The 10034-nt window shown below is 64.6% G+C and carries 2 protein-coding genes; both read right to left on the bottom strand.

Annotation, left to right across the window (positions count from 1 at the left end; genetic code table 11):
• Window positions 1-992 precede the first annotated feature (992 nt).
• Window positions 993-2345, bottom strand: coding sequence for an aminotransferase class I/II-fold pyridoxal phosphate-dependent enzyme (locus AC3WQN_RS07400; RefSeq protein ID WP_103402235.1), 1353 nt, complete (start codon window positions 2343-2345; stop codon window positions 993-995).
• 22 nt (window positions 2346-2367) lie between these two features.
• Window positions 2368-9891 carry a type I polyketide synthase gene (locus AC3WQN_RS07395; RefSeq protein WP_103402234.1) on the bottom strand — a complete coding sequence of 2508 codons (7524 nt, stop codon included), beginning with the start codon at window positions 9889-9891 and terminating at the stop codon, window positions 2368-2370.
• Between the last annotated feature and the right edge of the window lie 143 nt (window positions 9892-10034).

Here is a 10034-nt window from a genome sequence, read left to right as displayed (position 1 = left end):
AGAAAGACCTCGGTGACCTTTTTTGGGTCTGCTACGCAGCCCAGCGCGAGCAAGCTCGCTCGCCACAACAGCACTGCACAGCCTGATGCGTGAGGGTGCGGGCAGGCCGTCCAGTCAAGCATGAACACCAACAGCCTTACCCAGCCTGATGTGTGAGGGCGCGGGCAGGCCGTCCAATCAAGCATGAACACCATCCCTGTGGCGAGGGAGCTTGCTCCCGCTGGCGTGCGCAGCGCGCCTTGACCAGACGCTGGCAGTCTTGCAGAAAGACCTCGGTGACCTTTTTTGGGTCTGCTACGCAGCCCAGCGCGAGCAAGCTCGCTCGCCACAACAGCACTGCCCAGCCTGATGTGTGAGGGTGCTGGTAGGCCGTCCAGTCAAGCATGAACACCAACGGCCTTGACCAGCCTGATGCGTGAGGGCGCGGGCAAGCCGTTCAATCAAGCATGAACACCATCCCCGTGGCGAGGGAGCTTGCTCCCGCTGGCGTGCGCAGCGCGCCTTGACCAGACGCTGGCAGTCTTGCAGAAAGACCTCGGTGACCTTTTTTGGGTCTGCTACGCAGCCCAGCGCGAGCAAGCTCGCTCGCCACAACAGCACTGCCCAGCCTGATGCGTGAGGGTGCTGGCAGGCCGTCCAATCAAGCATGAACACCAACAGCCTTGCCCAGCCTGATGCGTGAGGCCGCTGGCAAGCCGTCCAATCAAGCATGAACACCATCCCCGTGGCGAGGGAGCTTGCTCCCGCTGGCGTGCGCAGCGCGCCCTGAGCAGGCGCTTGCGGTCTTGCAGAAAACACTCGGCGCCCTTTTTGGGTCTGCTACGCAGCCCAGCGCGAGCAAGCTCGCTCGCCACAACAGCACTGCCCAGCCTGATGTATGAGGGTGCTGGCAGGCCGTCCAATCAAGCATGAACACCAACAGCCTTGCCCAGCCTGATGCATGTAACCACGGGGGCTGAACAGCCTTGCCTGTATGCAGATAACCCGCCGCGTCAGCCGATCCTGGCCATTTCTTCGGCCACGATGGCCACGGTGCGGGTGATTTGCGCTTCGGTGTGTTCGCAGGAAACGAAGAAACGCACCCGCGCCGCGTGCTCCGGGACAGCCGGGTACAAGATCGGCTGGGCATTGATGCCCCGGTCGAACAGGGCGCTGGAGAGCCGCCCGGCCTTGAAGGAACTGCCGGTGATCACTGGAATCACTGCAAGTCCGGTACTGGTGGCCGTGTCGAGGCCCGCCTCTTTGGCCAGCCGCAGGAACAGTTCACCACGGGCCTGTACGGCCTGCACCCGCTCACGATCGTGGGCCAGGCACTGCAGCGCCGCCAACGCCGCTGCCGTGACCGACGGTGGCATGCCCACGCTGTAGAGGAAGCCTGGCGCAAGGAACTTCAGGTGCTCGACCAGCGCCGTGTTGCCGGCAATGTAGCCGCCGCAACTGGCGAGGGTCTTGCTCAGGGTGCCCATCCAGATATCCACGTCATCGCCGGCCAGGCCGAAGTGTTCGCGAATACCTTTGCCGGTCGCCCCCATCACCCCCAGCGAATGCGCCTCATCGACCATCAGGAAGGTCTTGTGCTTGTGCTTGAGTTCGACAAAACGCGGCAAGTCCGGGTAATCGCCGTCCATGCTGTAGATCCCTTCGACCACCACCAGCACCCGCTCGAAATGCTGGCGCTGCTCACCGAGGATCCGGTCCAGCGCTTGCCAGTCGTTGTGGGCAAAACTCAGGCGGCGCGCACCGGACAACTGGATGCCCTGCAGCACACTGTTGTGAATCAGTTCGTCGTGCAGCACCAGGTCCCGAGGACCGAACAAATAGCCGATGGTGGTCACGTTGGTGGCATGGCCACTGACAAACACCACCGCATCGTCGACCTCGTACAGGCTGGCCAGCTCGCGCTCCAGTTCACGGTGCAACGGACGATCCCCCGACACCGGACGACTGGCTGATACCGAAGTGCCGTACCGGTCGATGGCCGCCTTGGCTGCCTCGGCCACCACTGGGTGACCGGAATAACCGAGGTAGTTGTAGCTGGCGAAGTTGACGTATTCACGGCTGCCGATACAGGTCTCGGCACCCGCCGTCCCCTCGTGCATACGAAAGAACGGGTTGGCCAGGCCCAGGCGCGCGGCGCTCTGCTGTATCACGCGCAACTGCTGATAACCGGGGTGCTGGTCGAAGCGATAAAACGCTTCGGGCACTTTCAGTGCGGCCTGTTGCGCTTGCTCCAGAGTCGCACCACCCGCCGTGTCGCCCGCCTCGCTGCGACGGCGTTCCAGCGCTTGCTGGATCAGCCGTTGCTTGATACCGACACTCAGGCCGGTGGTCGTTGTTGCAGTCATCGGGCTATCACTCAATCAAACATCACTCAATCAATCGGTTGGGTGCCGCGGCACTGTCGGCCAGTTCGGCGTTCATCTCGGCCATTTGCTCGCGGCTCAATTCGCTGCCGTGGCGAGCCAGTACGTTCTCGGCCAGGGCCGCAGGCGCCGGGGCTTCATCAGCCCCCGTTTCACCGCGCAGCAGGTCAAGAATGCGCACACTGAGCTTGTCGATGCTGGAGCTCTCGCTGAGCTCCATCACCGGCAGGCGAACACCGAAACGCTCTTCCAGCGCCACCACCAACTCGACACTCATCAACGAGTCCAGCCCCAGTTCCTGCAACGGACGCTGAGTGTCCAGGCGAGCCGCCGGCAGCCGGAGGATCTCGCAGACTTCGTGCTTGAGCAATTCGACGAAGCGCTCCAGCAGTTGCTCGTCGTCAAGCTCGAGCAACATGCGCTGGATGTCCTCGGCGTCATTGTCGTCGTCCTGATCACCGCCGTGGGCGCGGACCAGTTCCTGGAAACGCGGGGTCGCCGCGCTCGGCAGGAAGCGCGACAAGGCCTTCCATTCCAGCTCCAGTACGCCGATACCGTCATCACCACCGAGCAGCATCTGCTCCAGGTGCGCCAGGGCCACGTCGGCCCGCAGCGCAGCACCACCCATGCGGCTTTGCAGGGCGTCCTTGATCTGCTCGTTACGAGCCAGGAAGCCCACATCATCGATGGCGCCCCAGAGGACGGCCGTAGCGGCCAGGCCTTGACCACGACGATGGCGGGCCAGGGCTTCGAGCCAATGGTTGGCCGCGACGTAGTTGGCCTGGCCGGGGTTGCCGAACAGGGTGGTGGCCGAGGAGAACATCACGAAGAAGTCCAACGGCAACTCACGGGTCAGTTCATGCAGGTATTGCGCACCCTTGGCCTTGGGCTCCAGCACACGCTGCAGTTGCTCGGCGTCGAGGTTGCGGATCAGACCGTCGTCGATCACCGTCGCCGCGTGCACCAGGCCGCGCAGCGGATAAGGGCTCGCCGCGATGCGCTGGAACACGCCTCGCAGTTGCTGCACATCGGTGATGTCGCACGCCAGCGCCTGCACATCGATGCCCTGGGCCTGCCAGGCCGCCAGGCTCGGCTGGGCCTCGACACTGGCCGGGCCACGACGACCGAGCAGCACCAGGTGCCGGGCGCCCTTGTCCACCAGCCACTGGGCGGTGCGCAAACCGAAACCGCCCAAGCCGCCCGTGACCAGGTAGGTCGCCTCGCCACTGAGTTGCAGCTGTTGCAACGGCTGTTCGCGGGTTTCCACCAACTGTTCGATCGGGTTGCCATAGGTCACCACGATCTTGCCGATCTGCCGCGCCTGCTGCATGTAGCGGAATGCCTCGACCACATGGTTGGCATCGAACTCGCGGAATGGCAGCGGATGCAAAATGCCCTGCTCGAACAGCGCCATCATTTGCCCGAACAAACGCCGCGTCAGGTCCGGACGCTCGCTCATCAACTGGTCGGCGTCGATGCCGAAGTAGCTGATGTTATTGCGGAACGGCCGCAAGCCAATCCGGGTGTTCTGGTAAAAGTCGCGCTTGCCCAGTTCGAGGAAGCGACCGAACGGTTTGAGCACGCGCAGGTTGCGGTTGATCGCCTCGCCAGCCAGGGAGTTGAGGACCACGTCGACGCCACGGCCACCGGTCACGGCCAGCACTTCGTCGGCGTAGGCCAGCGAGCGGGAGTCGAACACCTTGTCGACTCCGAGCAGGCGCAGGAAGTCGCGTTTCTCGTCGCTGCCGGCGGTGGCGTAGATCTCTGCACCGCACCACTTGGCGATCTGGATCGCGGCAATGCCGACGCCGCCGGCTGCGCCGTGGATCAACACCTTCTCGCCCGGCTCCAGACGTGCCAGGTGATGCAGGGCGTAGTACACGGTGAAGAAGGTACTCGGGATGGTCGCCGCCGCTTCGAACGACATGCCTTCGGGAATCCGCGCCACGGCATTGGCGTTGGTCACCAAACGGTTGGCGAAACTGCGTGGGCCGAAACCCACTACGCGGTCGCCCGGGGCGAAGTCGCCGAGCACTGCGGCGCCCTTGCCGTGGACCACGCCGGAAAATTCAAAGCCCATGGTCGGACCGGAGAAGCCGTTCTCGATGGCTTCATCGGACAACAAGCCGAGGGCGAACATCACGTCGCGGAAGTTCAGGCCGGTGGCGCGGACCTCAATGTCCAGCTCGTCGGCAGCCGGCGGCGTCAGCGCCCGGGCTTCCCAGCGCAGGTTGCGCAATTGCCCCGGCAAGTCGAAGCCCAGGCTGATACGCGTGTCGCCATCGCGAGCGACACCGTGCTGCCCTTGCAGAACGCGCAAGCGCGGCACATACCGCTGACCGTCGGCACTGATCGCCAGCTCGGTCTCGGCATCGGCGTGCAACAGCGCCGGGATCAGGCTGGCAATCGGCGCCTTGAAGGCCAGGTCGAGCAGACGGATGCGGCAGCTGGCGGACTCGTTCGCCAGGGTCCGGCCAAAGCCCCAGAACGCGGCATCGGCGATAGCGTCGACGTCTGTCGCCGTGTCGGCGCCATAGAAGTGACCGGCCGCACCACGGGTCAGCAGCCAGCATGCTGGGGCAATGCCCAACGACTCGCACGCCTGGACCAGCGCGGCGGCCTGCAGGCAACGAGCACCCTGGGCATCCAGCCCCTGGTCGCCGTCGAACCCGGCCAAATGCAGTATCTGCTCCGGCACCTGATCCAGGGCGGCCAGTTGTTGCGCCAAGGCCCGGGCATCGCCCGGAACCAGCAGGCTGACCTGCTGGCCTCGCTCACGCAGGGCCTGGGCCAACGCTTCAGCAGCGCCCTGCCCGGTCTCGGCCAACAGCGCCCAGCGCTGTGGCGCACTCTCGTCCCGTGGGCTCATCGCGCCCGCCGGTTTATCGGCCAGCAGCAGGTAACTGCCACAAGCGGTGCCCGGCATGGCTTCAAGGGTGTGTGTCAGGGTCAAGCCGTGGCGTTGCACTTCATGCTGCCAGAACTGCGGACGCTGCTGGCGTGACAACGCCTGCTCCGGGCCGGCCAGCCACCAGTCGGCCTGGGCACCGAACACGAAGTCGGCCCAGCGCGCCGGATGTTGTGCCAGCAACGCCAGCTGCCCGTGGGGGTTGAGCTGGCTCGCCGCCTGACGCAGGGCTTCGCCCACGGTATCCAGGGCAGCCAGGTCGGTCGGCATGAGCACCCAGTCGTAGCCGCTGCCCTGCGCCAATTGATCAAAGCCCAGGACATCCAGGGCCGGGCAATCAACGCGCAGCATTTGCGCCAGCTCCGGCTCTTGCACGCAATAGCTGTAATCGACACGATCGAAATCGATCCCGGCGTACAACGACTCGGCGAAAGATGGCCCGCCAAAGCCCAGTTCCAACACCCGCAGGCGCTGCCCGGCTGGCAATGCCGCCAGGCGCTGGGCGAGGGTTTCGCGCAGGCCGGCGAGCACGCGCTGCTGACCGGACGCCCCCAGCACCAGACGCAACAGGTTGGCGCCGCTGGTTTCCCGTGGCAGCAACTGCTCAAGGGGCTGGCGACCGTCAAGCAATGCCTGCAAATGGCGGCCGATACGACCCACCGAATGAATGATCTGGAAGTGTTCCGGGTAGCACTGGAACAACTCCTGCCAGATGGCCTCGGACGCTGGGCGCTCACCGGTCTCGACAACGTGCCAGGTGCCGTCGGCATCACGACTCAGGCTGCCGTCTTCCAGGCCATGACGCAGCAGCGTCGACAGGTAATCGCTCGGCACGCCGTCCTGCTGCGACCACAGGGCAACCTGCTCGGCGCTCAAATGGCCACCGGCCTGGTCGATCAGGTCGAGTACGAAGCTTGAACACAGGGCATCGAGCAGCGGCTCGACCTCATTGAGGTAACGGGCCTGAACCGCCTCATCACCCAGCCCTTGCAGATGCACGGCCAGCGGAGTGCTGCCGTGCGCTTCACGCAGTACGGGCACCACCTGGCCTGGCGCGGCGAGGCCGACATGGGCCAGGCGCTTGATGTCGCCAGAGCGGTCGCGCTGCAAGCGCACCCCACGGAAACGGGCATCCTTGATAAACAGCACGGCGTCGCCCGCCGCGTCGTACAGGGTGAAGTCCACCAGCAACGAATGCTCGGTGCGCTTGAGCTGCCGCACCTCGGCCAGGCACGGCACACCGCCGGCCTTGGCAAAGGCAATGCGGCCGAGCTTGACCGGAATGAACGCCAGGCCCTTGTTGCTGCCAGGCGTGCCGACCAGCAACTCGGTGATCAACTGGAATGCACCATCGAGCAAGGCCGGGTGCAGGTGCAGCGCGGCCAGCTCATGGGTGATGGCGTCAGGCACGCTCAGTTGCGCAAGGACGCGCGCCGGCTCGACCCACACCGCCGCGACGGCCTGGTAGGCCGGGCCATAGTTCAGGCCGACCGCACGGGTCAGCGCCAGGTGCTGCTCACCCGTGAAGTCCGCCGGGCGTTGTGGCAGCGCCGGGGCACGACCGCCGAGCATCACGCCACGGGCTTCGCCAGGCAGGCGGGCAACCACGTGCTGCACCCACTCTTCACGCTGGGCCAGGCTGCGGGACGTGATGTGCAGGGTGCCATCAGCTTCCTCGATGCTGACCCGGATCTTTTTACTGCCCTCATGCCCCAGCAGTAGCGGGCTATGAATCTCCAATTCTTCGATGTCGACGAACTCGCCCGGCTGGTGCAACAAGGCCACGGCCAGGGCCAGCTCGGTGAAACCGGCACCGGGGAACAGCACCGCGTCACCGACCTTGTGGTCGCCCAGGGTCGGGAACAGTTGCGTGTCGAGGCGGTTTTCCCAGGTCAGGGTGCGATCGGGCAGTGAGTAGCCCAGCAACGGATGCACACGCTCGCGTTGCAGCACACCGAACGACTCGGCGCTGACGGGCAACTGGAAATGCTCGCGCTGCCAGGCGTAGTTCGGCAGACGCAGGTTGTTACCGGCCACCGGGAAGTGGGCCTGCCAATCCGGCTCGGCACCGGCAATCAGCAGCCTGGCGACGCAACGTTCCAGCAGCGCAGGGCTGTCGTCCTTGCGCTGCAGCGTGGCAAGTACCTGGCCGGGCAGCTCGCGCTGGGTCAGGGCATCGGTCACGTAGGAGCGCAGGATCGGGTGCGGACCGACTTCGACGAACAGGTTGAAACCCTGCTCCAGCAGCGCGTCCATCGCGCCCTGGAACAACACCGGGAAGCGGATGTTCTGCCACCAGTAACGGCTGTCCAGACGCTGACCGTCCAGCTCGCCACCCACTACCGTGGAGTAAAACGCAATACGAGCGCTGCACGGGCGAATGTGCGCCAGGTCGGCAATGACCTGTTGCTCGATCGGATTCATCGCCGGGGAATGGAAGGCGTAGTCCAGGTCCAGGCGACGCACGAACACCTGGCGCTCGGTCAGCACCTGTTCCAGCTCGGCCAGGGCCTCGACGGGACCTGCGACCGTGGCGCCACGGGCGCTGTTTTCGCCCGCCACCACCAGACGGTCGTCCAGGCCCAGTTCCACCAGCACGCTCGCGGTGGCTTCGCCCGACAGCCCCACGGCGGCCATCTTGCCGTTGCCGCGGGTCAGCCCTTGCAGGCGACTGCGATGGAAGATCACCTGGGTGGCGTCTTCCAGGCTCAGGGCACCACTGGCCCAGGCTGCCGCTACTTCGCCAACGCTGTGGCCGATCACGGCCGCTGGATGGAAGCCCTGCGCCGCCAACACGCGGGTGACCGCGACTTGCAGGGCGAACAGCGCTGGTTGCGCGATCTCGGTGCGCACATAACGGTCATCGCCGTTTTCCCCCAGCAGCTCGGCGCGCAGCGAATAGCCCGCCAATGGCTGGAACAGCCCGTCGACCTCGGCCACCGCCGCTTCGAACAGCGGGTGGCCGAGCATCGCCCGGCCCATGCCCTGCCACTGCGAACCGTTGCCGGAATAAACGAACACCGGGCCCTGGACCTTGTCCAGCGCCTGGCCGACCTCGACCACCGAGCTCAGTTCGCTGAGGCTCGGGTCCTGGGCATAGTCGGCCAGCGCCTGAGCCGCTTCAGCCGGCTCGGAACCAATCAACACCAGGCGATGCGGGTGCGCATCGCGACGGAACATGGCCTGGTAGGCCACATCGTAGTAATTGATCTGTGGGTGTGCTGCCAGGTATTCGGCAAAGCCCTCGGCCGTGGCACGCAGGCCTTCGGCATCCTTGGCGCTGAGCAACAGCGGCAGCCGCGGTGTATGCGTTGCTGCCGTGGACGCCGGCAGCGGCTCGGCACTCTGCAGGATCACATGGGCATTGGCACCACCAAATCCAAACGAGTTGATACCGACGGTCAATTGCCCTTCAGCCTTGAGTGCTCGGCTTTCGGTGACCACCTGCAGGTTCAGGTCGGCAAACGGAATATTCGGGTTGAGTTCCTCAACGCCGATGGTCGCCGGGACTTCCCGCTCGATCAGGCAATTTAGCGCCTTCATCAGCCCGGCAACACCGGAGGCCGCTTCCAGGTGACCCAGGTTGCTCTTGATCGAACCGATCGGCAGCGGGTTGCCAGAGGCGCGGGCCTGGCCCAGGGCCTCGCCGATGGCGCGGGATTCGATCGGGTCGCCAACGGCCGTACCAGTGCCGTGGGCTTCCAGATAGTCGAGTTGCGACGGATCGATCCCGGCCTTGGCATAGGTGCTCTTGAGCAGAGCCGCCTGAGCATCGGCACTGGGCAGGGTCAGGCTGGACTTGCGACCGTCGGTGTTCACCGCGCTGGCAGCGACCACGGCGAGAATCGGGTTGCCGTCGGCCACGGCCTGATCGTAATCCTTGAGCAGGAACAGACCACCGCCCTCGGAGCGCGCGTAACCGTCACCGTTCTGATCGAAGGATTGGCAACGCCCGGTACGCGACAGCATCGAGGCCTTGGCGAAAATCATGAAGCCGAACGGGTGCATGTGCAGGCTGATGCCGCCAGTCACTGCTTGATCGATATCGCCGCTGATGATCGCCTGGCAGGCCTGGTGAAAGGCCACCAGCGAAGACGAGCACGCCGTATCGATGGCCATGCTCGGCCCGCGCAGGTCGTAGAAGAAAGACAGGCGGTTGGCGGCAATGCTCATGGTGTTGCCGGTGGCCGTGGCGGCATCGATCGACGCCAGGTCTTCCACCAGGCGATATGCCTGCTCGACACCGGCGATCCCCAGGTACACACCGCAATTGCTGCCGCGCAGGCTCGAGGGCTTGATGCCCGCGTTCTCGAAAGTTTCCCAGCACATTTCCAGGAGGAAGCGCTGCTGCGGGTCCATCACCGCCGCTTCCCGCGGCGAGATGTTGAAGAAGCCCGCATCGAAGGCACTGATGTCGCCCAGGCTGCCGGCGGCAAAGGTATAACTGGTAGCCGGGTTGGCTTTATCCGGGTGCAGGAATTCGGCGTGATCCCAGCGCGAGGCGTCGACCTGGGTCACCAGGTCCCGCCCTGCCATCAGGTTCTGCCAGAAATTGCTGGTCGTGGAACCGGGGAAACGAAAAGAACAACCAACAATTGCTACCTGTCTAGGCTTTGTCAAAATCCATTCCTTTAAAACACTACCGGACACCGTCCCATCCTGCGGACAGCCGCATGCCTGGCCGATATATTTTGGGCAAGTCGTTAAACGTTACCTGAGGATTATTCTGTGATCTGGAGGTTACCTTGCCAAGCACCTGTGGA

The sequence above is a fragment of the Pseudomonas sp. FW300-N1A1 genome, assembly GCF_058789115.1.
Note: the sequence above shows the minus strand (reverse complement) of the source record. Positions and strands in the feature narration are given on the sequence as shown.

Bases quoted from the DNA above. Each gene is read 5' to 3' on its own strand.
- AC3WQN_RS07400 (WP_103402235.1), bottom strand. From the start codon at position 2,345: ATGACTGCAACAACGACCACCGGCCTGAGTGTCGGTATCAAGCAACGG.